Genomic DNA, 22,659 nt, shown 5'->3' with positions numbered 1-22,659 from the left:
AAAGGAATAATCCTTTGAGCATTTTTGTTTTGTCTGCTATTCTTCGTCCAGTCTGGCCTCAATCCAGTTCTTGACCTGGTCAACATTCAGCTTGGTCACTGATGAAAATGGCAGGAAGGTCACATTGTCCTTGTTCAAGTTCAAGTGCTTTCTGAAGGCCGCCTCGGTCTTGTTGAAGGCGTTCTTCTTGATCTTGTCCATCTTCGTGGCCACTACTAAAATCGGCAGGTCCAGATACTGGGCATAGTCATACATGGCAATGTCGTCGGCAGTCGGTTCGTGGCGGCCGTCAATCAGCAAAATCAAGCCCTTGAGGTAGGCCCGGGTTTCCAGGTAGTCCTGGATCATTTCCCCGAACTCTTCTCTCTGCTTCTTGGAAACCTTGGCATAGCCGTAGCCTGGCACGTCGACCAGGTAAAAGTCAGCTTGGTCGCTGTCGACCCGGTAGAAGTTCAAGGTCTGGGTCTTGCCCGGCGACGAGGAGGTCCGGGCCAGGTTCTTTCTTTGCAAAAGGGTGTTGATCAAGCTGGACTTACCAACGTTTGACCGGCCAGCCAGGGCTATTTCATCCAAGCCGCCTGCTGGGTACTGGCTGGCTTTAACCGCGCTGACGGCAAATTCTGATTGGTTAATGATCATCGGCAACCTCTTCCAGTTCACGGCGGATCACCTTTGGCTCGCCCATCCCGGTAATCGTTTCCGGCGTGATGATGACCTTGCTGATGTCGCTTTCGCTTGGCGTCCGGTACATGATGTCCATCATAGCATTTTCAATGATGGTTCTAAGGCCTCTGGCCCCCATTTTCCGTTCAATAGCCAGGTCAGCAATCTGCTTGACGGCAGCTGGTTCAAATTCCAGGTCAACCCCGTCAAGGGAGAGCAACTTCTGGTATTGCTTGATCAAGGCATTCTTTGGTTCAGTCAAGATCCGGACCAAATCGTCGCTGTCCAGCCGGTCCAAGGTAGTGATAATTGGAATCCGGCCGATGAATTCTGGGATCAAGCCAAACTTGACCAAGTCACCGGTCGTCAAGAAGCGGTTCCAGTTGTCGTCGTCAACCTTGCCGGATTCTTGTTCTGCCCCGAAACCGATGGTCTTCTTGCCCAGCCGGTTCTTGACGATTTCTTCGATACCGTCAAAGGCCCCGCCGACAATGAAGAGGATGTTGGTGGTATCCATCCGGATCATTTCCTGCTGCGGGTGCTTGCGGCCGCCCTGCGGCGGAATAGAAGCAATGGTCCCTTCCAGGATCTTCAAAAGAGCCTGCTGAACCCCTTCACCAGACACGTCCCGGGTGATTGAAACATTTTCTGATTTCTTAGAGATCTTGTCGATTTCGTCGATATAAATGATCCCCCGCTGGGCTCTCTCCAGGTCGTAGTCAGCATTCTGCAGCAGCTTAAGCAGGATATTCTCGACGTCTTCCCCTACGTAGCCGGCTTCAGTCAAAGTAGTCGCGTCCGCGATCGCGAACGGCACGTTCAAAATCCTGGCCAGAGTTTGAGCCAGGTAGGTCTTGCCTGACCCAGTTGGCCCGATCAAGGCAATGTTAGACTTTTGCAGTTCAGTTGAAGAATCAACATCCATTTGACTGATCCGCTTGTAGTGATTGTAAACCGCCACGGACAGAACCCGCTTGGCCCGGTCCTGGCCAATCACGTACTGGTCCAGTTCTTCTTTAATTTGCATTGGCTTGGGAAGCTCGCGCGCTTCCTTCAGTGAATCCAGACGCAGCTCATCATCAATAATCCGCTTAGCGAGTTCAATGTCCTCGTTGCAGATGTATACGCCGTTGCCGGCAATCATTTTCTTTACTTGGCTGGCAGACTTGCCGCAGAATGAGCATTTCACTTCTTCTGGATCTGTAAACTTAGTAGCCATGTATTCCCTCCTCTATTTGCTAAAGACTAGATTAGCATAAATACGGGCAACTTGCGCGAAATTAGCCTTGTATTTTTTCTTCCATCTTGGCAAAAGAAAACCCCAAAAGGGGCAGGTGCCACTTCTGGGGAATTCAGGCTATTGACAGGCGATTACTTGTCTTCTTCTTCGTCTTCGCTGCCTTCTTCAAGCTTAGCCTTAGCTACTTGCTTAGCGCTGTCAGTGATCAAGTTCATTGCCTTGCGAACGTTGATGTCGTGAGCCAGCATTTCGTCGCTCAAAGCGTTGCGAACTGCCTTTTCGCTCATGTTGTAGCTGTCTGCCAGGTCCTTGATTTCAGCGTCGATTTCTTCCTTGCTTGCTTCGAAGCCTTCCTTGGCTACGATTGCTTCCAAAACAAGGTTGGTCTTAACGCGTTCAGCTGCGTTTGCTGACAATTGGCTGCGCAGTTGGTCTTCAGTCGTGTTAGTCAACTTGAAGTAGGTTTGTGGGTCAATCCCTTGACGTTGCATGTCGCCCAAGTATTGGTTGAGTTGGTTGTCAACGTCTTCTTGAATCATCACGTCAGGAATTTCTTCAACAGTAGCGTTCTTGACTGCAGTAGTGATGGCCGCTTCTTGGATAGCTGCCTTGGCTGCTTCTTCCTTTTCAGACTTCAGTTCAGCCTTGATCTTTTCCTTCAATTCGTCAAGAGTTTCAACTGAGTCGTCAACGTCCTTGGCAAATTCGTCGTCAAGTTCTGGCAATTGCTTTGCCTTAACTTCGTGGATCTTGGTTGCGAAGTGAGCTTCCTTGCCAGCCAGGTCCTTTGCGCCGTAGTCTTCTGGGAAGGTTACGACAACGTCAACTTCTTCGCCAGCGCCGTGACCAACCAGTTGGTCTTCAAAGCCAGGGATGAAGGTGTTTGAGCCCAATTCCAGGGAGTAGTTTTGAGCTGAGCCGCCGTCAAATTCAACGCCGTCAACAGTACCAACGTAGTCGATGGTTACAGTGTCGCCATTTTCAGCCTTGTCGTTCTTCAAAACCATTTCAGCGTTTTGTTCTTGGCGCTTAGTCAATTCAGCGTCGATGTCCTTTTGGTAAACGCGGGTGTTTTGCTTTGGTACTTCGATTTCAGTGTATTGGCCAAGTTCAACTTCTGGTTCAACCGTTACGATTGCCTTCATTTCCCAGGCCTTGTTCTTGTCCATTGATACAGGAACGATTTGAGGTTGGCCAACTGCCTTGATGCCAGTTTCCTTAACAGCAGCGCTGTAAGCTTCTGGCAAAGCAAAGTTCAAAGCGTCTTCGTAGAGAGCTTCTTCACCGTAGTATTGGTTGAAGATTACACGGGAAACGTGACCCTTACGGAAGCCAGGTACACGCAAGCTCTTCTTTACGCGGTTAAAAGCCTTGTCCAGGCTCTTCTTGATTTCATCTTGAGAGATTTCAAAAGAAAGTTCACCAGTAGTCTTACCGGTAGTTTTCCAGTTAGCAGACATTAATCAAATACCTCCAATGTCTATTTTGAGTTTGCTACTTTGCATACTTAAATATCTTACCTTAAAGCCGGTCAAAAAACAATGAAAGTACTACAAAATAGGGCTTTTTTGGATAAAAAAAGGCGTTCTTCTGAGAAGAACACCTTTTTACACTGTTAGAACTAAAATTCAAAAACTAAAAATTAGTCGTCAATTTCAGTAACTTGGCCGGCACCAACAGTTCTACCACCTTCACGGATAGTGAACTTAGTACCAACTTCGATAGCGGCTGGCTTGATCAAAGTAACTGAGAATTCAGTGTTGTCACCAGGCATAACCATTTCAGTACCTTCTGGCAATTCAATTTCACCAGTGATGTCAGTGGTGTGGAAGTAGAATTGTGGACGGTAGTCTGAGAAGAATGGAGTGTGACGGCCACCTTCGTCCTTGCTCAAGATGTAGACTTGACCCTTGAAAGTTTCGTGGGTCTTGATTGAGCCTGGAGCTGCCAAAACTTGACCACGAACGATTTGGTCACGGTCGATACCACGGAGCAATACACCAACGTTGTCGCCGGCTTCACCCAAGTCAAGAGTCTTGTGGAACATTTCCAAACCAGTTACAACTGAAGTCAAGACCTTTTCTACCAAACCAACGATTTCAACGCTGTCGCCAACCTTAACAGTACCACGGTCGATACGGCCTGAAGCAACAGTACCACGACCTGTGATAGTGAAGACGTCTTCAACTGGCATCAAGAATGGCTTGTCAGTTTCACGTTCTGGAGTTGGGATGTATTCGTCAACAACGTCCATCAGTTCTTCGATCTTCTTTTGAGCTTCTTCGTCGCCTTCAAGAGCCTTAAGAGCTGAACCACGAACTACAGGAACATCGTCACCTGGGTAACCGTATTCTGAAAGCAAGTCTCTTACTTCCATTTCAACCAAGTCGATCAATTCTGGGTCGTCAACCAAGTCGCACTTGTTCAAGAAGACTACGATGTAGTTAACACCAACCTGACGAGCCAACAAGATGTGTTCACGAGTTTGTGGCATAGGACCGTCAGTTGCGGCAACAACCAAGATAGCACCGTCCATTTGAGCGGCACCAGTGATCATGTTCTTGATGTAGTCGGCGTGGCCTGGGGCGTCCATGTGGGCGTAGTGGCGCTTTTCAGTTTCGTATTCAACGTGGGCAGTGTTGATAGTGATACCACGTTCCTTTTCTTCTGGAGCTGCGTCGATTTGTGAGTAATCTTCAGCTTGTGCCAAACCCTTCTTAGCCAACACAGTAGTGATAGCTGCGGTCAAAGTAGTCTTACCGTGGTCAACGTGGCCAATAGTACCAATGTTAACGTGTGGCTTAGTTCTAACGTAATGTTCTTTTTCTGCCATTAAAATGACCCTCCTGAAATTTTACAAGAAGTCCGTTGAGACAAAACTAACGGATGATTCTCTGTTGAATATTGTACTACTTTCCTAAGAAGTACGCTAGTAGCAATAGCGCAACTTCTTGAAAATATCCAAAAATGATTATACTAAATGCCGGCAAAAAGTAAAGTGATTTGCAAAAAGATTAATCAGTATTTTTCTGATAGATTTTTTCCAGCAAGTTCTGGCTCTCCCCGCCCCGCTTTTGCCGCAAAAAGCCGGTCAGGTCCCGGGCAAAAGCATCGGGATTAGTGACATAATCCCCCTGGCAGGGGTAAAGCTGGCCAAAAGCGTAATTCCCCTCAGCCAGAATCAAAGGCAATTCGCTGGGGCGGTTTTGGTAGCGGCTGGCCAGAGAAGCGATAAATTCCCGGTAGACCGGGTCCTGCTTAAGCAAATCTGTTTCCGCCGGTACAAAACTCTTCAAGTCCCCCAGGATCATGACCTGCATCTCTTCTTTAACCCCAAGCTTGACCAGGTCCTCGCAAACCGCCAGGCGCAAGGCATAATTGGCCAAAGGATCCAGCAAAAGGCTTCTGGCAAAGGCCAGGTAGGTCGGCAAGTCCAGCTTTAAGAGCTGCTCATACTGACTTTGGCTGACTGCCTGCGTTTTTCTGAAAGCAAGCAGGATTTTCTCTTGTTCTTGCTTTTCTGCTGGCAAAACTGGAAAGTCGATCTCTCCCTCAGTCAAATGCTTGACTTGGAGGGCTTCGATCAAATAATTATTGGCTGCCAGGACTTGGCCATACTCGTCCCGTACTTTATCCCGGGAAAAAAGATCAGGCAATGCCTTGATAAGGGCATAAGCCTGATCTTCCTCCTTGTTTAAGCGCAAAAGGCGGGACAATTCTAGGGCCAGGTCTTCGTCAAAGCCCAGCCTCAGTGCCTCTTCCAGGTGCCCGCAAGCAGCCTGGTAGTCCCCGTCTGCTTCGGCCCGTCTGGCCAATTTCAGCAGGTTCTCTTGGCTAACGCTTGTCATCTGCCTTGTTTTCCTTCTTGCTCTTGTTTACCGGCTTCTTGCCCTTTGCTGCTGGCTTCTTGCCAGACTTGGCAGTCTTATTTGCCGGCTTGGTCTGCTTCTTGCGGTTTGTACGCTTCTTAGCAGTCTTTTCCTTGGTGCCTTCAGCCGCGTCTTCGGCCTTCTTCTGCATTGCCCGGTGCCGGTTCTGGTTGACTTCCATAACGACTGGCAAAACGACTGGCCGGCGGTTGGTCTGCTTGTAAAGGAACTTCTCCAGACTGGAGCGCATGTCCTGCTTGAGCTCAGTCCAGTCGAACTTCTTGTGTTCAAAGTTGGCCTGGATGGCGTCCTTGATGACCTGGATTGAGTCGTTCATCAGCTTGTGGTTGGCCTTGATGTAGACAAAGCCCCGGCTGGTAACTTGCGGTTCGGAAACGATCTTCTTCTTCTTGCGGTCAATCGTGACTACGGCGATGAAGATCCCGTCGTCTGACAAAACTTCCCGGTCGCGCAAAACGATGTTGCCCACGTCGCCGACCCCGGATCCGTCGATCATCGTGTCTTCGCCTGGTACAGCATCCCCGCGGAAGAACTGGCCGCGCTTAGTGTCGTATTCCAGGCAGTCCCCGTTTTGGGTAATGTAGACGTCGTCTGGGTCCATCCCAGTTTCAACGGCTAAGTCCTTGACTGCTTCCAAAAGCCGGTAGTCCCCGATTACCGGAACCAGGATCCGCGGCTTCAAGAGGTCGATCAAGGTCTGCAGGTCCCGGCCAGTCGCGTGGCCGGAAGTGTGCATGTTGCGGCCAAGTTCAATAACCGTGCCGCCAGCCCGGTAAACCATATCGCTGGTGATGGCCACCGTGGTTTCAACGGCATGTGACGGGGTCGTGGCGATAAAGACCAGGTCCCCTTCGTGGATGGTGATCATCCGGTGGCGGTTGTTGGCCATCTTCTGCAGGGACTGGAGCGGTTCGCCCATCCGGCCGGTTTCCAGGATGACCGTCTTTTCATCCGGCACGTCCTTGAGTTCCTTGACCTTCATCAAAAGCCCGTCCGGCACTTCCAGGTATCCCAGCTTCATGGCAGTGTGGACGATCTTGGCCACGTCCCGGCCAGTCAAAAGAACCCGGCGGCCGGTAGCGGCAGCGGCGTTAAAGACCTGCTGAACCCGGTTCAAGTTGGAAGCCTTGCCGGCCACGATGATCCGGCCCTTGGCGTTTCTGAAGACATTGGTGATGTAGGCACCTACTTCATTTTCGCTGGCGTTCGGGAAAACCGCTTCAGCGTTGGATGAGTCCGGCAAAAGGGCCAAAACGCCGTTTTCAGCGATTTCAGCCAGCCGGGTCATGTCAGTCCGGTAAGCTGGCCGGGCTGAAGGATCAAACTTAAAGTCACCGGTGTAGACGATCTGCCCTTGCGGAGCATGGATGACAATCCCCAAAGAGTCCGGCACTGAGTGAGTGGTGTGGAAGAAGGACACGCTGGCATTCTTGAAGTCGATTTCCGTATCGGCGTCGATAACGTTGAAAAGCTGGTTGTTCCGCCGCTTGTTTTCTCTTTGCACGTCGATCTTGGCCAGTTCGATAGTTAATTTTGAGCCGAAAACCGGAATGTCCCAGTCTCGCAGAATGTATGGCAAAGCCCCGATAGAGTCGGCGTGGCCGTGGGTCAAAAAGATCCCCGCGACTTGGTCACCATATTGCTTGAAGAATTCCATGTCCGGAATTACCACGTCGATCCCGAACAATGAGCTGTCCGGGTACTTGAGGCCGGCGTCCAAAACAAAAATTTCATCGTTTACCTGAACGGCAAACATGTCCTTGCCCTGCTCGCGGACCCCGCTGAGAACCATGATTTTTAACTTGTCTGACATAAACCTCTCCTTTTCGTAATCATGTTAAATCAATTCTTTGTCTGATAGATGCTTTATATGGATCTGTCGATCAAAACGCTTATAATCTTTTTAATTTTAACATAAAGGGCATGAGCATGATAGTCACTAAGCCTGCAAAGGAAAAGAAAGAAAAGTGAAAAGCAAAAAAGAGAAAAAGAAAAGAGGCCGGGAAAAGCCCAGCCTCTTGATGAGTCCTTGATTAACGACGCAGACCCAAACGAGCGATCAATGCACGGTAACGTTCCAGGTCGTTTTCTTGCAAGTAGCGAAGCAAGTTACGACGGTGACCGATCTTCTTCAACAGACCAACGTATGAGTGGTGGTCGTGTGAGTGTTCACGCATGTGTTGAGTCAAGTTGTTGATGTCTTCAGTCAAAACAGCAACTTGTACTTCTACGGAACCAGTGTCGCCTTCGTGGGTTGCGTATTCCTTGATGATTTCGTTCTTTCTTTCTTTTGAAACTGCCATGTTTCTGCACCTTTCTTTAAAAAAATTGCCCCGGACAGCGTCAGCCGTTAGGTGAAACGTAAAGACAACGTCCGAGGTTCACATAACAAATATAATCATACCCGATTTTTTAGAAAAAGCAAGCAAAATTTCTTCTTGCATCTGGCGCCGGCTTTCAGTATAATAATTTAGTGAATTTCAATCAGTTATTGGAGGTGAACCTAATGCCACAAATCAAATCTGCTATCAAGCGTGTTAAGACTCAAGCTGTTGCTAACGAACGCAATGCTGCTCAACTCAGCACTATGAGAACTGCCGTTAAGAAGTTCAAGGCTGCTCAAGCTGCTGGTGCGGACAACGCCTCCGAATTACACGTTGCTGCTATCCGTGAATTGGACAAGGCTGCTTCAAAGGGCTTGATCCACAAGAACAAGGCTAACCGTGACAAGAGTCGTTTGGCTAAGCTTGCTAAGTAATTAAACTAGCAATCAACAAAAGAGCGAGAAACAATTCGTTTCCCGCTCTTTTTCTTTTGCCTTTTTCTGTATTTTGTTTCTCTTTTTGCCTAGCAGGTCAAGATAAAAGCCTTTAAAAAGCGGCTGCCCTGGCAGACCCCGCTCTTGTAGCGGTAGTCCAGCTGGATCAGCTGAGCCAGCATCCGCTTCAGCTGGCCGACTTTCGCCCTGGACTTCAAGGCCGTCTTGACCCGGTAAGGGTGGGCGGACAATTCCTTGGCGATCTCGCTTTCACTCCGCCTTCTCTGCCCCATCACCTTCACGCAGAGCAAAAATTCGACCTGGCTGAAAAAGACCGCGACCAGCTGCAAGGGGTAGGTTCCTTCCCGCAGCTGTCCGTCCAGGCGGTCAATCGCCTCTTGGTAGTCACCTTTTAAGGCAGCTTCCAAAATAGCAAAAACATTCTGGTCCAGGCTAAGGTCGATGTTCCGGTCCACCAAGTCCCGGCTGATTTCCTGGCCGTCGCTGATGGCCTTCAGCTTGTTGTAATTGCCCAGGGCCGCGTCCAGAACCTGGTCGCTTCTCTCCATGAGGAGGTCCATGGCCCCCTTGCCAAAGCGGTAGCCTTCCGCCTTGACTAATGCCTGCATGACTCGGCCGCTTTCATAGCTTTTAACCGCGGTAGAGACTGCATTGAAGCTCTTTTCCACCTGCTTGGTCAGTTTCTTGCGCCGGTCCAGCTTCTCATAGCTGGCTACTAAAACGATCACATCGTCGATTTGGTCCAGGTGGCTGAAGATTTCCAGCAATTGGTCCCCTTGCTGCTTATACTTGGCTGGGAATTTCCCCGTCAAAAAAATTGGGTTCTTGACTAAAACCAGTTTTTGCTGGCTGAAGAGGCTAGCCTCCGCCAAAGCAGCGATCAAGTCGTCCAGCGGATCGCTCTCGCAGTCGACCGTCACCTTCTCCAGACCGTGAAAGGCTGCCTGCTGGACATAATTGTGAGCCAGATAGTCATTTAAAAAAGCATCCGGTCCCTGCAACAGGACATTTGGGTTGCCTGCCTGGCTGTTGGGAAACAGGGATATTAAATTTGGCAAGCCGCTTTCCTCCCTCTAAAAGTAAGTCTTTAATAATGATAACATACCCGCCGCCCTTCCAGAAAACTGCTGAAGTATTCCTTGCTGCCGTAATGCCAGCTGATCATCCCTTCCGTTTGGGTATTGAGGTAGGGAATCCCCAATTGGTGCAATTTGGCTAAAGTTTCCGGCTTGGGGTGGTGATAGCGGTTGTTTCGGCCGGCTGAGATAAAGACTAATTTCGGTTGGATTGCCTGCAAAAATACAGTTGAAGAAGACGTATCGCTGCCATGGTGGCCAAGTTTGAAGTAGTCAATTTTTAAATCCGGATACTTCTTGATAATTGCCTCTTCACCTGCCTGGTCCAGGTCACCGGTAAAGCCCCAGTTTTTCCTGGCCAAGCGGCAAGTGAGTGACAAAGAGTCCTTGTTTTCCCCTTTTCCCGCTACTTCTGGGTGCAGAACCTGGAAATTGATCGCTTCTTTTACCTCCATCCCTGCCTTCAGCTCAATCAGCTTGGTCTTTGCCACCCGGCCGGCTATCCTGGCCCGAAAGCTGGGATTTTGAATAAGGCCGGCCCCCATATAAAGGCGTTTGACTGGCATTTCTTCTAAAAGCGGCCCCAAGTCACCAACATGATCAGCGTCCTGGTGGCTGACGAAGACACCGTCAATCTGGCTGATTCCCTGGGATTTTAGCAAAGGAATAGTAATCCGGTCAATCTGGGGCTGGCTCTGCTTCTTTTTGCCAAAAGTCAGCTTGCCCCCGGTATCGATCAAGTAGACCCGGCGCCTAATGGGCGTCGTTAAAAGGATGCTGTCGCCCTGGCCCACGTCGATAAAAGAGACCTGCCCCTCCAAAGGAAAATGGATGCTGACAAAAATTAAGAGATAAACTGCCGCCAGAATATGGCGGTATTTCTTTTTACTCGTAATGAGATACAGGAAGGTCAAAGCAAATAGCAGGGCCAGCTGCCAGCCCTTGACCTGGCCATAGATCAACTGGCCAAAGCCGGTTTTGGCTATATTGGCCAATAGGCCTTCCGCCGTCTCCAAGATTTTTTCAAAAATTGCCGTCAGACCGGGCGGAGCCAGCAAAGCCAGTCCGGTCAAAGGCATGACTATGTAATTGAAATAGGGCACGACCAAAATATTGTAAAAAATCGTACAGACATTGACCTGGTAGAAAAAGTAAAGCAAAAACGGCGTCAGCAGGCCGTTCAGCCAGAAGGCCTGCCTGAAGTTTGGCAATTTCGCCGTCAAGACCAGGCCCAGGGCCAAACAATAGGTCAAGATCCCGCCCGTTTCCAGCAAAAGGCGGGGAGTAAAAAGCTGCTGGCAGCAATAGGTCAAGCCCAGCAAATCCGCCCGGCCGATCCGCCGGCCCTTAAAAGCCAGGCCGGCAGAAAAAAGATAGCTGAGAGTCGCCCGGATAAAACCGGGCTGACCCGCGCTCAAGAAGACCTCAAAAGCCAGCAGGCCGCAGGAGGCGGCAAAAACTTCCTCCTTGGTCATGTGCAGGCAGCTGCCTAAAACTGCCAGGGCAAAGACATAAATACCCACGTGCATCCCCGAAATGCTCAAGATATGGATAACCCCCAGATCCCGGTAGGTATTCAAGTTGGCCTGGTTGTCCCCAGCCGGATTTTCCGCCAAAAGCAGTTCACTGGCAAAAAAGGCCAAGAGCCGCGGCAGGCGCTTAAGATAAGCTTGAATTTTCCAGCGCAGGCCATGCAGGCGGGTCAAAAGACTAACCGGAGCTGGCCTTACCTGATAATTAGCCAGCTTGACCTGCCGGTAGACATGCTGGCTGGCTAAATAGTGGCGGTAGTCAAACTGGCCCGGATTGGTCGCCGGCTCAATCTCGCTGACGGCTCCAGAAACATCCGTTAAGTAAATGCTCTGCCCATTTTCAAGCAGAGCTAGTGCCTCCCTGCTTGCCGGCCCGTAAACCTGCACTTGCTGCGTCGCAGTCTGCCCCCGCCCGCTTAGCCAGCCGTCAGTAATTTTCACCTGGTCAGGATAAAGGCGGATGTCACCTGCCGGCTCGCCCGGCTTCACCTGGTCTTTAGCCAAGACTAAAGCCAGCAGGAGCAAGAAAGAAAGAGCAAATTTAAATAAGCCTCCATATTTTCCCTTGAGCAAAAACAGCAGATAAAGCAAGGCAGCCAAGGCCAAGAGCCTTCCCCATTTTTGCAATTGAAAGACCCCACACAAGCTGACGCTGGCCAAGGCCAAAAGAAAGTAAAAACCGGCTTCCAGGCTAGATCGTAAGCTGATCCTTAATTGCCGCGAAGGTCTTGTCGCCAATTCCCGACACCTCTTTCAACTCATCAATGCTCTTAAAAGACCCTTTTTCCTGCCGGTAGGCAATGATCTGCTCAGCCTTCTTTTCCCCGATCCCGTTCAGCTTCTGCAGATCGGCCGCCGTGGCCGTGTTCAAGTTGATCAAGTCACCAGAAGCTGCGCCAGAAGTTGAAGAAGAAGCTGATGAAGAAGCAACAGAAGAAGCCGGAGTAGTTGCCGAGGCTGAATTAGCGGTCTGGGCCGCTTCCACCTTCTCCCCCTTGCCAGGGATGTAGATCTTGTCCTGGTCTTTTAACAGCTGGCTGCGGTTGATGGCCTTCAATTGGGCATCCTTGGTTAAGCCCCCGGCCTTTTCAATCAAGTCTTCCAGCCTTGCCCCGTTTTTCAACCGGTAGACCCCCTGGTGCTTGACAGCTCCTGAAATATCGCAGACTACTTCGCTATTTGCCGCGGAAGCCGCCGAACTGGCGCTGGAAGCCACTGAACTGACACTGGAACTTTGCAGGCTCTGGCCACTATTCTCACTCATGCTCTGGCTGCTGGACAAAAGAGCTGAATTGTCAGCGGCTGGCTGCCGGTTGACATAGTAAAAGCCCCCTAGCGCCAGCAAAACGATTATGATGTACATTTTCTTTTCGGTCAGCCAGGCAAGCAGGTCCTGCAGCTTTTGCTTGCCTTCCGTTTTTTCGTTTGACTGATTCATTTTTATCACCTCAATAACTAGTACGCCAAATACAGCCTTTTTTCCTAAAAAAGCCGGGAAAATTTACTGAGGCAAAAAAGAACCGAAGACTGGCTTCGGTTCTTTTAATCTGTTTGTTCTTTACTTGTAGTGCTTTTGCAGGTATTTCAAAGCATCGTCAAAAGTTGCCACCGGCACGATCTTCATCTTCGTGCCCAGCTTCTTGGCCGTTCTTTTGGCCACGGCGTAGTTGGTCTGGGACTTCTTGACCCCGGTTTGGTCGGTTGGGGCGAAAAATACTTCTGCTCCTTCCTTATCCGCGGCCACGACCTTCTTGTCCACGCCGCCGATGATGCCGACCTTGCCGCTTGCGTCGATCGTCCCCGTCCCGGCAACCTTATGGCCCTTGGTCAAGTCCTTGCCAGTATAGTTCTGGTAGCAGGCCAGGGAGAACATCAGACCAGCTGACGGGCCGCCGATGTCGCCCGTGCTGATGGTGGTCTTCGGGCTGACTTCAACCTTGACTCTTTCCACCATGCTGATTCCGATCCCCGGCTTGCCGGTGCCTTTAACCTTGACGATTTTCCCGGTAAAAGTCTGCTTTTTCCCGGACCGCAAGACCGTAATCGACACCTTCTGCCCGATCTTCTGCTTTTGCAGGTAGCTCATGAAGCCCTTGACGGACTTGAACTTATGCCCGTTGGCCGCCACGATCGTGTCCCCGATCAAGAGCTTCTTTTTAAAGCTGGAAGTAGACTGCAGATCCATCACATATACGCCCTGATACTTCAGCTTGGGTTTAAGCCCTGCCTTCTTAGCCGCGTAATAGATTGCCGTCTGCTGGCTGGTCTGCATGTACCATTCCTGCAGCTGTTCATATTGTTCAGTGCTTGACCCCCCGGTCACTTCATCCATGGTCAAGCGGTCTTCATATGGCTGGGTAAAAGACCATAAATAGTCGCCTAAAACCGCCCGTCTTTCGCTCACGGTCACGAAGTAGAGGTTGTTCTTGGGCTTAACCCCGGTGGTCTTTAAATAGTCGCCGACCGGCAGGGCATCCCCTGGCGCCTCAATCACGTACTTGGTCGGCATAAGCAGGACCAGGGCCAGCAGGATGACTGTAAATAAGCCAACCAGGGCCCGGCGCCACTGTTTGCTTTGTCCGTCTTTTTTAACTTTCACTTTGCAGCTTCTCCTTCAAGGCTCTGGCAGCCTTTTTGGGCAAAAAGCGGTCCAAGTCGCCCCCAAACATGGCAATTTCCTTCAGCATGCTCGATGCCAAAGCACTATTGGCCGCTTTAGCCATAAATAACACAGTCGGCAGGTCCGGGGCTAGCTCCTGGTTCAGCTGGGCGATCTGCTGCTCATAGAGAAAATCGCTGCTGTTTCGGACCCCGCGGACCAGGACTCCGGCCCCCAGCTCCTTAGCCAGGTCAACCGTCAGCTGGCCAGGCCGGGCCAGGACCTCAACATTAGTCAGTCCTTGTTCTTTTACCGCGGCCTGGATCAAGTCCACTCGCTCATCTGGCGTGAAAAGCGCCTTTTTTGAGCTGTTGGTCATTACCACGACCAAGAGGCGGTCAAAGACCTTCGCTACCTGCTCAATGGTATCCATGTGTCCGTTGGTAATGGGGTCAAAACTCCCCGGAAATAGCGCTGTCGTCATCTATTCTGCCCTCTGGTAAATTCTTACGATGGTCTTGCCCATATGGTGGTCTTTCAAAAGGTCAAAGCCTGAAACAGGCGGCAAGTCTGTCTGCTCATCAGTTTCCACGACTATCCTGGCTCCAGGATTGAGCAGGCCCAAGGAAGCAAGAGCGGTCATGTCCTTGACCATCTGCTGCTTGGCATATGGCGGATCCAAAAAGACCAGGTCAAACTTCCTTTCCTGCTCAGCGAAAACCTTCAAGGCCACTTTAGCCGGCATGGTGAAGACCTCAAAGCGGTCCGGCTCCTTGGTTAGGTCCACGTTTTTCCTGATGATCTGGCAGGCCGGCCGGCTGACGTCGTTTAATACCGCATGGTCGCAACCTCTGGAGACGGCTTCAATGCCCAAAGCTCCGCTGCCCGCGTACAGGTCCAGGACCTCTCCTCCAGCAAAAAACTGGCCTAGGGAGTTGAACAAGGATTCCTTGACCTTGTCACTAGTTGGCCGGGTCTTTTGGCTCTTGAGTGTAAACAGATTCCGCTTGGCGTATTTTCCAGAAATGATTCTCACTTGATCCAGTCCTCTTTATCTGTCTGATTTAACTTCTCTTCGGCCTCCTTGGCCATGTCGCTGATCTGCTGCTCAATCTTCTGATTGTCCAGGTCCAGGGCATCATTTTGGGAAAATTCAACCTTCTTGACAAAGCTAAAGCTCCGCAGCTTGCTAGCCGTTTCTTCCGCCTCTTCCTGGTTGACGTACAGAATCAAATAATGCAGCTTTTTGGAAAAATAAACGATGTCCCCGAACCGGCGCAGCTTGAACTGGTCGTTGTTGACATTGCGCAGGTACACGATCAGACTGGTCCGGCTGGGAATCTCCTGCTCTTTTAATTCTTGGTTAATACTCATCAGCTGCTTGCACCTCCTGTCTGATTTTTTCTTCCGCGGTAACATTTAAGACCAGGCCAATAGCGGCCGACAAAACCCAGAGTGATGACCCACCATAAGAGATAAAGGGCAGAGTCACCCCAGTGATCGGCATCAGGCCTAATACCGCGCCAACGTTAAATAAAGTCTGGAAAAAGATAATTGCGGTCACCCCGAAGCAGATCAAGGTGGAGTACTGGGACTGGGCCTTGACCCCCCGCTCCATGATCAAAAGCATCAGGTAAAAGAGCAGGCCCAGAACTAATAACGCCCCCAAAGAGCCGACTTCTTCGGCGATAATCGACAAAATAAAGTCCGTGTAAGGTTCTGGCAGATAGCCCCGCTTCTGGATGCTGTTGCCCAGGCCCAGGCCAAATAAACCGCCGTTGTGGATAGCGTAATAGGAATTGACCAGCTGGGCCCCTTCATTAGCCGCTGTCTTAAACGGGTGCAAAAAAGCGATGAAACGCTTGTAGACGTAAACATCCTGCAAGAAGCTCGGGTTCCAGGCCACAATCAAGCTGAAACCCCCGACGACCAGAACGGTGATGCCGATTAGACTCAAAAGAGCGTAGCCGGTTGGAATACCGGAAACTGAGTACATGATCAAGACCAGGCAAAAAAGAATGGCTGTCCCCCCGAAGTCTGGCTCGATCAAGACCAGAATCATCAAAAAGCCTGCTACTAAAGCCGTTGGCAAAAGCTGGGAAATGATATGCCCGCGCACTAACCGCCCATCGGCTTTAGCCAGCATCCGGGCCAGATACAAGAGCAAGACCAGCTTGGCCAGTTCCAAAGGCTGGATGTTGATCGGGCCCAGGTTGATCCAGCCCTTGGCCCCGTTGACTGCCTGGCCAAAAGCCCTGACGTAGACCAATAATCCAGCCACGATTAACAGCAGCCATAAGAGCAGCTTGCCCCGCCTTAAGTAATCCAGGTTGATGCTGTAACAGGCCAGGCAGATCAAGATCCCGAAAAAGGCGTAAATCAGCTGCTTTTGCCCATAAACCGTGGCTTTAAAACCGTTGATTAGCAGGATTTCTGAACTGGCTGAATAGACCGCGATCACCCCGATCGTCATCAAAAGCAAGTAGACGATGAAGATCCGGTAGTCGAAATATTTGAATGTCTCTTTTATTTTGGCAATTTTGCCAGCTCCCGTTTTATTTTCCTTCACGCTTTTCACTATTTCCCCTCATTAAAAATAATCGTCGCTTTTCATTATAAAACAAAAAAGCCCCTCCTCCTATAAATAGGGGGAGAGACTTACCAAAAAATAACAATTAGTTGGTCTTGGCCTTCTTCTTGTCAAACTTTTGCCGTTCTGAAGTGTTCAAGATCTTCTTCCGCAGGCGCAGGCTTTCTGGAGTTACTTCACAGTATTCGTCATCGTTCAAGAATTCGATTGATTCTTCCAAAGTCAAAGTTTTTGGCGTTCTGATGGCAGCCGCGTGGTCCTTACCAGAAGCACGGGTGTTGGTCAGGTTCTTGCCCTTGGTTACGTTGACAGCGATGTCACGGTCACGGGAAGATACACCAACGATCATCCCTTCGTAAACTTGCACGCCGGCACCGATGAAGAGCTGGCCACGTTGTTCAACTGACTGCAGGGAGTAAGTAGTTGACTGACCCTGGTTGATGGAAACCAAAGCACCGTTGCGCCGGCCTGGGTTCCAGTTCTTAACGACTGGCTTGTATTCGCTGAAGGTGTGGTTCATAATCCCGTAACCACCAGTTGCGGACATGAATTCGTTGTTGTAGCCGATCAGACCACGGGAAGGAACTGAGAATTCCAAGCGGGTCTGGCCGTTGCCCTTGGAAACCATGTTCTGCATTTCACCCTTGCGTTGGGACAAGCCGTCGATAACTGAACCAACGTATTCGTCTGGCACATCGACTTGGACAGCTTCGTATGGTTCGCACATTTGCCCGTCAACTTCCCGGTAGATAACCTTTGGCCGTGACAGTTGCAGTTCGAAGCCTTCCCGGCGCATTTCTTCAACCAGGATGGACAGGTGAAGTTCCCCACGGCCTGAAACAGTCCAGGCGTTCAATTGATCCGTTGGTTCAACCTTCAAGGAAACGTCAGTCCGGGTTTGCCGCAAAAGCCGTTCTTCCAGCTTGGCTGGAGTAACCTGGCTGCCTTCCCGGCCGGCGAATGGTGAGTCATTGGCCACGAAGTCCATTTGCAGAGTCGGCGGGTCGATCCGCAGAATTGGCAAGGCTTCTGGGTTTTCCTTAGAAGCGATGGTTTCACCGACGAAGATGTCATTGATCCCGCTGATGGCGATGATGTCGCCAGCCTTGGCTTCCTTGATTTCGTTTCTCTTCAGACCGAAGTAACCAAAGAGCTTGGTCACGCGGAAGTTTTGCTTGGAACCGTCAAGCTTCATGACAGTAACTTCGTCGCCGACCTTGATCTTGCCCCGGTAAACGCGGCCGACACCGATACGGCCAACGTAGTCGTCCCAGTCAAGCATGGTGATTTGGAACTGCAGAGGTTCGTCTTCGTTGTCAAGTGGAGCCGGAATGGCCTTGATGATGGTGTCGAAAACCGGGTCCATAGTTTCTTCCTGGTCAGCCGGGTCGTCTGAGTAGCTGGAAGTACCGTTCAAGGCAGAAGCGTAAACAACTGGGAATTCAAGTTGTTCGTCGTTGGCGCCAAGTTCGATGAAGAGTTCCAGGACTTCATCCAGAACTTCAGCTGGACGAGCACCAGGACGGTCGATCTTGTTAACGACAACAACTGGCTTAACGCCGGCTTCCAGGGCCTTTTGCAAAACGAAGCGAGTCTGCGGCATTGGGCCTTCGTAAGCGTCGACCAGAAGCAGGGCACCGTCAACCATGTGCATGATCCGTTCAACTTCCCCACCGAAGTCGGCGTGGCCTGGGGTGTCCAGGATGTTGATGGTCGTGCCCTTGTAGCTGACCGCGGTGTTCTTTGACAGAATCGTGATCCCACGTTCACGTTCAATGGCGTTGGAGTCCATTGCCCGGTCTTCCAGGTTCATGTGTTCTGGTAAAGTGTCTGACTGCTTGAGCAGCTGGTTAACCAGGGTAGTCTTACCGTGGTCGACGTGCGCGATGATCGCGATGTTTCTGATGTTTTCTCTTCTCTTTTGATCTGCCAAAAATGTTTCCTCCCCGTTCCTCATAAAAAGAACTGTGACAAAAGCACAGTTCCCTTTAGCCTTAGATAGTAGGCTGGCCGAAGTAATCAGTTTATATTTTTTACAATCATCTATTGTACAACCACTCTTGGACCTGGTCAACAAATTTCCTTTAGTTTACAAAGGCTTTTCAGAGAATGTTTAACCATAAGGTGCGTTTTTGTGGTAAAAATATATTAGCGATTATTTTAAAAGGAGAAACGAAATTGATCTTAATGAAAGATATTGTCCGCGACGGTGATCCCGTTTTGCGGCAAGTTGCTCAAAAATTGACTTTTCCATTGTCAGACCACTACCGCAAGCTGGCCGATGACATGATGGAATATCTGGTAAACTCACAAGATCCAAAGATTGCCGCCAAGCACCAGCTCCGGGCCGGGGTCGGCCTGGCTGCCCCGCAGGTCGGTGAAGGCGTGTCCATGGCTGCCCTCTTGGTTCCAGATGACAAGGGTGAAATTATCTTTAAGGAAGTTTACGTCAACCCGGAAATTATTTCTGAGTCCGTCCGCAAGACCTGCCTGGGCGAAGGCGAAGGCTGCCTCAGCGTCGACAAGGTCATCGACGGCTATGTTCCGCGGCCAAACAAGGTTACGATTCACTACTGGACAGTTGACGGCGAGGAAAAGACCATCCGCCTCAAGGGCTACCCAGCCATCGTTTCCGGCCACGAAATCGACCACTTGAACGGCCACCTCTTCTACGACCGAATCAACAAGAAGAACCCATTTGCCCTGGATGAAGATACCATCGTCATCTACTAGGCCCAAGAGTCCAAGCCAGCCCGCTTCGTCCTGGCTTGGACTTTTTTGTTCTCTTTTTCCTTATAGGCAAGTTCTGTTTCTATACTTGCTTTTCTAATTATGCTAAACTTTAATTAGCTATTGAGTATTTTTGTCAAAATTTCTCAAACAGAGATCGAATTACAATTAAACAATAAGGAGATTTTTTATGATCTACAAAGTTTTATATCAAAAGGACAAGATCGTTAACCCACGCAGAGAAACGACCCAGACTCTCTACATGGAAGCCGACAACGTTGTCCAAGCCAGAGCCCTCGTTGAACAAAACACCCCCTACAACATCGAGCTCATCCAAGAATTAACTGGCAACTCCTTGAAGTACGAACAAGAACACGCCGACTTCAAGCTGACTGCCTTCGGCCAAGCTGACAGTGAAGATTAAGCAAAACGAAGTAGCCGTTTTCGCGATCGGGGGATTACACGAAATCGGCCGTAACATGTACTGCGTCCAATACCAAGACGAAATCGTCATCATGGACTGCGGCATCAAGTTTCCAGAAGACGAGCTGCTGGGGATCAACTATGTTATCTCCGACTACTCCTACCTGGTCAAGAACCGGGAGAAGATCAAGGCCCTGGTTGTCAGCCACGGCCACGAAGACCACATCGGCGGGATTCCCTTCCTGCTGGAAAAGATTCCGGAAATTCCAGTCTACGCCACGCCTTTTGCCCTGGCCCTGATCAAGAGCAAGTGTGAAGAACACGGGATCCTGGACCGGACTGAACTGCATGAGGAACATGAAGACACGGTTTTGACTTTTGACAAGCTCAGCGTGACTTTCTTCAGAACTACCCACTCAATCCCCGACACTTTGGGGATTGCCGTCCACACTCCGCTTGGCGCGGTTGTCTTCACCGGTGACTTCAAGTTCGACTTGACCCCAGTCATGAACCAGCCGGCCCCTAACTTCCAGAGAATGGCCCAGCTGGGTGAAGAAGGCGTTTTGGCCCTCTTGAGCGACTCAACCAATGCGGAAGTGCCGCAGTTTACCAAGTCTGAGCGCTTCGTTGCCGGCTCTTTGCACAACATCATTACCGGCATTGAAGGCCGGATCATTTTTGCCACTTTTGCTTCCAACCTTTACCGGGTGTCAACCGCCATTCAAGCCGCGATCGACACCGGCCGCAAGGTGGCGATTTTTGGCCGGAGCATGGAGAACGGGATCCAAAACGGGATCGATTTAGGCTACCTGGATGTGCCGGAAGGCTTGATCGTTGATGCAGAAACGATCAACTCCCTGCCGCCGGAAAAGGTCATGATCCTCTGTACCGGTTCGCAAGGTGAACCTCTGGCCGCCCTCTCCCGGATTGCCAACGGCACCCACCGGCAGATCAAACTGAAGCCGCACGACACCGTGATCTTCTCATCAAACCCAATTCCAGGCAACACCTTGAGCGTCAACCAGCTGATCAACAAGCTGATGGAAGGCGGGGCCAACGTCGTCCACGGCCGGGTCAACAATGTCCACACTTCCGGCCACGGCGGCCAGGAAGAACTGAAGCTCATGGTCGAATTGTCTAAGCCAAAGTACATGATCCCGGTGCACGGGGAATACCGGATGCAGGTTGTCCACGCCCACCTGGCCCAGCAAGCAGGCGTGCCAGCAGAAAACACCTTCGTCTTGAAGAATGGTGAAGTAGTCTGCTTCAGCCCTGACGGGGCCAGAATTGCCGGTGACATTCACGTCAAGGACGTCTTCGTCGACACTTCCGGTGCCGCTGACGTCGGCAACATTGTTGTCCGCGACCGGCAGATCCTGTCTGAAGAAGGGCTGGTCGTTGCCGTAGCCACTGTTGACTACAAGCACAAGCGGGTCTTGGCAGGTCCTGACATCCTCAGCCGGGGCTTTGTCTACATGCGCGAGTCTCAGGACTTGATCAACGCGGCCCAGAAGCACGTCTACCATGTCTTGAAGACGGAAATGGCTAAGAGCGACAAGCCTAAGGACAGCGAAATCCGCAAGGCGATCGTCGAGAACCTGCAGGACTTCCTATACTCCCGCACCGAAAGACGGCCGATGATCCTGCCAATGCTGATCGAAAAGAAATAAAGCTTGATAGCAAAAAAGAACTCCTGCCGGAGTTCTTTTTTTATGCCCTTTGTCATTTTTTACTTGAAGAGGTCGTTGAAAGCCTCGCTCATGGTCGGGTGGGTGTAGATCTGATCACGCAGGAAGCTGTAAGGCAGCTTGGCCTTCATGGCCAAAGCGATCTGGTTGATCAGTTCATGGGATTCCAGACCGTACAGACTGGCCCCCAGGATCTGCCCGTTTGCCGGGTCAACCAGGGCCTTGAACAAGCCCCGGCTGTCCTTGGCTACTTTGGCCTTGGGGATGGCAGCAACTGGCAGCTTGAAGAGCTGGTAGTCGACCCCGGCCTTTTGGGCGGCTTTTTCATTGAGACCAACGGCTGACAAAGGCGGGGTAATGAAGACACTGGTCGGCAGGATTTGCCGGTCGCTGGCTTTCCGCTTGCCTTCGCCAAAAAGCTGGTCCTTGACAATTCTGAAGTCATCTAATGAAACATAGGTAAATTGCGGTCCGCCCTTGACGTCGCCCAGGGCCCAGACCTGGTCAGCGCTTGTTCTTAAGAAGTCATCAACCTTGATATTGCCTCGGTCGTCAGTTTCTACCCCGGCTGCTTCCAGGTTAAGGTCAGCTGTGTTGGCCTGCCGGCCAGCAGCAACCAGGATCTTGTCAGCCGAAGCAGTCATTTTTTCTTCGCCTAATTGGTAGTCAATTACGACCTTATCAGCTTCGTCGCTGACTTTTTCGATATCGGCACCTAAAATGAATTTAACTCCAGCCGCTTCCAGGTCAGCCTTGACAGCGGCTTTGATATCATCGTCTTCTCTTGGCAAAAATTCCGGACTGTGGTCCAAAACGGTTACCTGGCTGCCATAATTGGCAAACATGGCCGCAAATTCCAGGCCAATGTAGCCCGCCCCCAGGATCAAAAGTTCTTTTGGCAGGTCCTCCAGGTCCATGGCCTGGGTGGAATCCAGCCGCTTTTTGCTCTCTTTTAAGCCAGGAACAGGCGGCAGAACCGGGCTGGCCCCAGTGTTGATAAAGATCCGTTCACCCTTAAAAATCTGCTTGCCAGCCGGACCCATGACTTCAATTTCCTTTTCGCCGATGAAGCGGGCCTGGCCGTCAAGCACGGTCACCGTCTCTTCCTGAGCCAGCATCTGGTAGTTCTTCTCCCGCAGCTGAGCCGTCATCTCATTTTTGCCAGCTACTGCTTCAGAAAAATCGCTGCCGGCTGCTGCTTCCAAAATCAAGCGCTTGGACGGCAGGCAGGCGATGTTGATGCAGGTGCCCCCGTACATTTTCGGTGACTTTTCAACCAAAAGGACTTCTTCGCCCTGCTGGCCCAGGAACTTGGCCAAGGTCTTGCCCCCCTTGCCGAAACCAATGATGATGTTTTTGACTGTCTTTCTTGTTTCTTTTTCCGTCATTTTTTACCCAACTTTCTTCAAGATTAACTAACTTTTTGTAAGTTATGCTTAGTATATCCTA

General features: G+C 50.6%; 21 protein-coding genes. 4 read left to right on the top strand and 17 right to left on the bottom strand.

The annotated features are described in order from the left end of the window. Positions 1–36: 36 nt before the first annotated feature. The 7 genes from yihA to rpsO all read right to left on the bottom strand — a co-directional run bounded on the left by yihA (position 37) and on the right by rpsO (position 8,096). A complete protein-coding gene (yihA, locus tag ACYVUT_RS03895) occupies positions 37–639 on the bottom strand; it encodes a ribosome biogenesis GTP-binding protein YihA/YsxC (protein ID WP_484500005.1) in 603 nt (200 codons plus the stop codon). Beyond that, a complete protein-coding gene (gene clpX, locus ACYVUT_RS03890) occupies positions 629–1,882 on the bottom strand; it encodes an ATP-dependent Clp protease ATP-binding subunit ClpX (RefSeq protein WP_300616115.1) in 1,254 nt (417 codons plus the stop codon). The genes yihA and clpX overlap by 11 nt, the downstream gene beginning before the upstream one ends. 152 nt (positions 1,883–2,034) lie before the next feature. Further along, on the bottom strand, positions 2,035–3,363 hold the full coding sequence (gene tig, locus ACYVUT_RS03885; RefSeq protein WP_439776201.1) for a trigger factor: 1,329 nt from the start codon (positions 3,361–3,363) through the stop codon (positions 2,035–2,037). Between the two features lie 182 nt (positions 3,364–3,545). After that, on the bottom strand, positions 3,546–4,736 hold the full coding sequence (gene tuf / locus ACYVUT_RS03880; protein WP_300616111.1) for an elongation factor Tu: 1,191 nt from the start codon (positions 4,734–4,736) through the stop codon (positions 3,546–3,548). Positions 4,737–4,917: 181 nt separating this feature from the next. Next, on the bottom strand, positions 4,918–5,751 hold the full coding sequence (locus ACYVUT_RS03875; RefSeq protein WP_484500004.1) for a tetratricopeptide repeat protein: 834 nt from the start codon (positions 5,749–5,751) through the stop codon (positions 4,918–4,920). Beyond that, the gene (locus ACYVUT_RS03870; protein WP_484500003.1) at positions 5,738–7,606 is read right to left on the bottom strand and encodes a ribonuclease J; all 1,869 of its coding nucleotides are present in this window, start codon (positions 7,604–7,606) and stop codon (positions 5,738–5,740) included. The genes ACYVUT_RS03875 and ACYVUT_RS03870 overlap by 14 nt, the downstream gene beginning before the upstream one ends. 220 nt (positions 7,607–7,826) lie before the next feature. Continuing rightward, entirely contained in the window at positions 7,827–8,096 is a 270-nt protein-coding gene (rpsO, locus tag ACYVUT_RS03865) for a 30S ribosomal protein S15 (RefSeq protein WP_002879084.1), read from the bottom strand. Between the two features lie 203 nt (positions 8,097–8,299). On the opposite strand from rpsO, the gene rpsT reads away from it, so the two are divergent. Continuing rightward, the gene (rpsT, locus tag ACYVUT_RS03860) at positions 8,300–8,551 is read left to right on the top strand and encodes a 30S ribosomal protein S20 (RefSeq protein ID WP_270448164.1); all 252 of its coding nucleotides are present in this window, start codon (positions 8,300–8,302) and stop codon (positions 8,549–8,551) included. Positions 8,552–8,640: 89 nt separating this feature from the next. On the opposite strand, the gene holA is transcribed toward rpsT, so the two are convergent. From holA to typA, 9 genes are all read right to left on the bottom strand, one after another. Next, positions 8,641–9,630, bottom strand: coding sequence for a DNA polymerase III subunit delta (holA, locus tag ACYVUT_RS03855; protein WP_484500002.1), 990 nt, complete (start codon positions 9,628–9,630; stop codon positions 8,641–8,643). 29 nt (positions 9,631–9,659) lie between these two features. Next, the gene (locus tag ACYVUT_RS03850) at positions 9,660–11,870 is read right to left on the bottom strand and encodes a DNA internalization-related competence protein ComEC/Rec2 (protein WP_484500882.1); all 2,211 of its coding nucleotides are present in this window, start codon (positions 11,868–11,870) and stop codon (positions 9,660–9,662) included. Position 11,871: 1 nt separating this feature from the next. Next, complete coding sequence (locus ACYVUT_RS03845) at positions 11,872–12,618, bottom strand: helix-hairpin-helix domain-containing protein (RefSeq protein WP_484500001.1); 747 nt, start codon at positions 12,616–12,618, stop codon at positions 11,872–11,874. 120 nt (positions 12,619–12,738) lie between these two features. Then, entirely contained in the window at positions 12,739–13,779 is a 1,041-nt protein-coding gene (locus tag ACYVUT_RS03840; protein WP_484500000.1) for a SepM family pheromone-processing serine protease, read from the bottom strand. Then, the gene (gene coaD / locus ACYVUT_RS03835; RefSeq protein WP_484501484.1) at positions 13,769–14,263 is read right to left on the bottom strand and encodes a pantetheine-phosphate adenylyltransferase; all 495 of its coding nucleotides are present in this window, start codon (positions 14,261–14,263) and stop codon (positions 13,769–13,771) included. Before coaD ends, ACYVUT_RS03840 begins: the two co-directional genes overlap by 11 nt. Then, positions 14,264–14,815 carry a 16S rRNA (guanine(966)-N(2))-methyltransferase RsmD gene (rsmD, locus tag ACYVUT_RS03830; protein ID WP_439774750.1) on the bottom strand — a complete coding sequence of 184 codons (552 nt, stop codon included), beginning with the start codon at positions 14,813–14,815 and terminating at the stop codon, positions 14,264–14,266. Then, positions 14,812–15,153, bottom strand: coding sequence for a YlbG family protein (locus ACYVUT_RS03825; RefSeq protein ID WP_439774751.1), 342 nt, complete (start codon positions 15,151–15,153; stop codon positions 14,812–14,814). Before ACYVUT_RS03825 ends, rsmD begins: the two co-directional genes overlap by 4 nt. After that, positions 15,143–16,348 carry an FtsW/RodA/SpoVE family cell cycle protein gene (locus tag ACYVUT_RS03820; RefSeq protein WP_484500881.1) on the bottom strand — a complete coding sequence of 402 codons (1,206 nt, stop codon included), beginning with the start codon at positions 16,346–16,348 and terminating at the stop codon, positions 15,143–15,145. Before ACYVUT_RS03820 ends, ACYVUT_RS03825 begins: the two co-directional genes overlap by 11 nt. A 106-nt stretch (positions 16,349–16,454) precedes the next feature. Beyond that, on the bottom strand, positions 16,455–18,326 hold the full coding sequence (gene typA, locus ACYVUT_RS03815; RefSeq protein ID WP_270448173.1) for a translational GTPase TypA: 1,872 nt from the start codon (positions 18,324–18,326) through the stop codon (positions 16,455–16,457). Between the two features lie 221 nt (positions 18,327–18,547). Between typA and def the strand changes: the two genes are divergently transcribed. The 3 genes from def (at position 18,548) to rnjA (ending at position 21,192) form a co-directional block, all read left to right on the top strand. Next, on the top strand, positions 18,548–19,102 hold the full coding sequence (gene def, locus ACYVUT_RS03810) for a peptide deformylase (RefSeq protein ID WP_484499997.1): 555 nt from the start codon (positions 18,548–18,550) through the stop codon (positions 19,100–19,102). Positions 19,103–19,289: 187 nt separating this feature from the next. Continuing rightward, positions 19,290–19,523, top strand: a complete 234-nt coding sequence (locus ACYVUT_RS03805) for a DNA-dependent RNA polymerase subunit epsilon (protein ID WP_439774754.1) — start codon at positions 19,290–19,292, stop codon at positions 19,521–19,523. Beyond that, a complete protein-coding gene (rnjA, locus tag ACYVUT_RS03800; RefSeq protein ID WP_439774755.1) occupies positions 19,513–21,192 on the top strand; it encodes a ribonuclease J1 in 1,680 nt (559 codons plus the stop codon). The genes ACYVUT_RS03805 and rnjA overlap by 11 nt, the downstream gene beginning before the upstream one ends. Before the next feature lie 59 nt (positions 21,193–21,251). Here rnjA and ACYVUT_RS03795 read toward each other — a convergent pair whose 3' ends face one another. Beyond that, positions 21,252–22,598, bottom strand: coding sequence for an FAD-dependent oxidoreductase (locus tag ACYVUT_RS03795; RefSeq protein ID WP_484499996.1), 1,347 nt, complete (start codon positions 22,596–22,598; stop codon positions 21,252–21,254). Positions 22,599–22,659: the final 61 nt, after the last annotated feature.

It is taken from the genome of Lactobacillus sp. WILCCON 0059 (assembly GCF_057197985.1).
This window is presented reverse-complemented; position numbering and strand designations above follow the sequence as displayed.

Excerpts from the sequence above, each read along its gene's own strand:
- ACYVUT_RS03805 (WP_439774754.1), top strand. The coding sequence starts at position 19,290 with ATGATCTACAAAGTTTTATATCAAAAGGACAAGATCGTTAACCCACGC.
- rpsT (WP_270448164.1), top strand. The coding sequence starts at position 8,300 with ATGCCACAAATCAAATCTGCTATCAAGCGTGTTAAGACTCAAGCTGTT.
- ACYVUT_RS03875 (WP_484500004.1), bottom strand. The coding sequence starts at position 5,751 with ATGACAAGCGTTAGCCAAGAGAACCTGCTGAAATTGGCCAGACGGGCC.
- yihA (WP_484500005.1), bottom strand. The coding sequence starts at position 639 with ATGATCATTAACCAATCAGAATTTGCCGTCAGCGCGGTTAAAGCCAGC.
- ACYVUT_RS03845 (WP_484500001.1), bottom strand. The coding sequence starts at position 12,618 with ATGAATCAGTCAAACGAAAAAACGGAAGGCAAGCAAAAGCTGCAGGAC.
- rpsO (WP_002879084.1), bottom strand. The coding sequence starts at position 8,096 with ATGGCAGTTTCAAAAGAAAGAAAGAACGAAATCATCAAGGAATACGCA.
- coaD (WP_484501484.1), bottom strand. The coding sequence starts at position 14,263 with ATGACGACAGCGCTATTTCCGGGGAGTTTTGACCCCATTACCAACGGA.
- ACYVUT_RS03870 (WP_484500003.1), bottom strand. The coding sequence starts at position 7,606 with ATGTCAGACAAGTTAAAAATCATGGTTCTCAGCGGGGTCCGCGAGCAG.
- clpX (WP_300616115.1), bottom strand. The coding sequence starts at position 1,882 with ATGGCTACTAAGTTTACAGATCCAGAAGAAGTGAAATGCTCATTCTGC.
- typA (WP_270448173.1), bottom strand. The coding sequence starts at position 18,326 with ATGAGGAACGGGGAGGAAACATTTTTGGCAGATCAAAAGAGAAGAGAA.
- tuf (WP_300616111.1), bottom strand. The coding sequence starts at position 4,736 with ATGGCAGAAAAAGAACATTACGTTAGAACTAAGCCACACGTTAACATT.
- ACYVUT_RS03825 (WP_439774751.1), bottom strand. The coding sequence starts at position 15,153 with ATGAGTATTAACCAAGAATTAAAAGAGCAGGAGATTCCCAGCCGGACC.
- ACYVUT_RS03795 (WP_484499996.1), bottom strand. The coding sequence starts at position 22,598 with ATGACGGAAAAAGAAACAAGAAAGACAGTCAAAAACATCATCATTGGT.
- tig (WP_439776201.1), bottom strand. The coding sequence starts at position 3,363 with ATGTCTGCTAACTGGAAAACTACCGGTAAGACTACTGGTGAACTTTCT.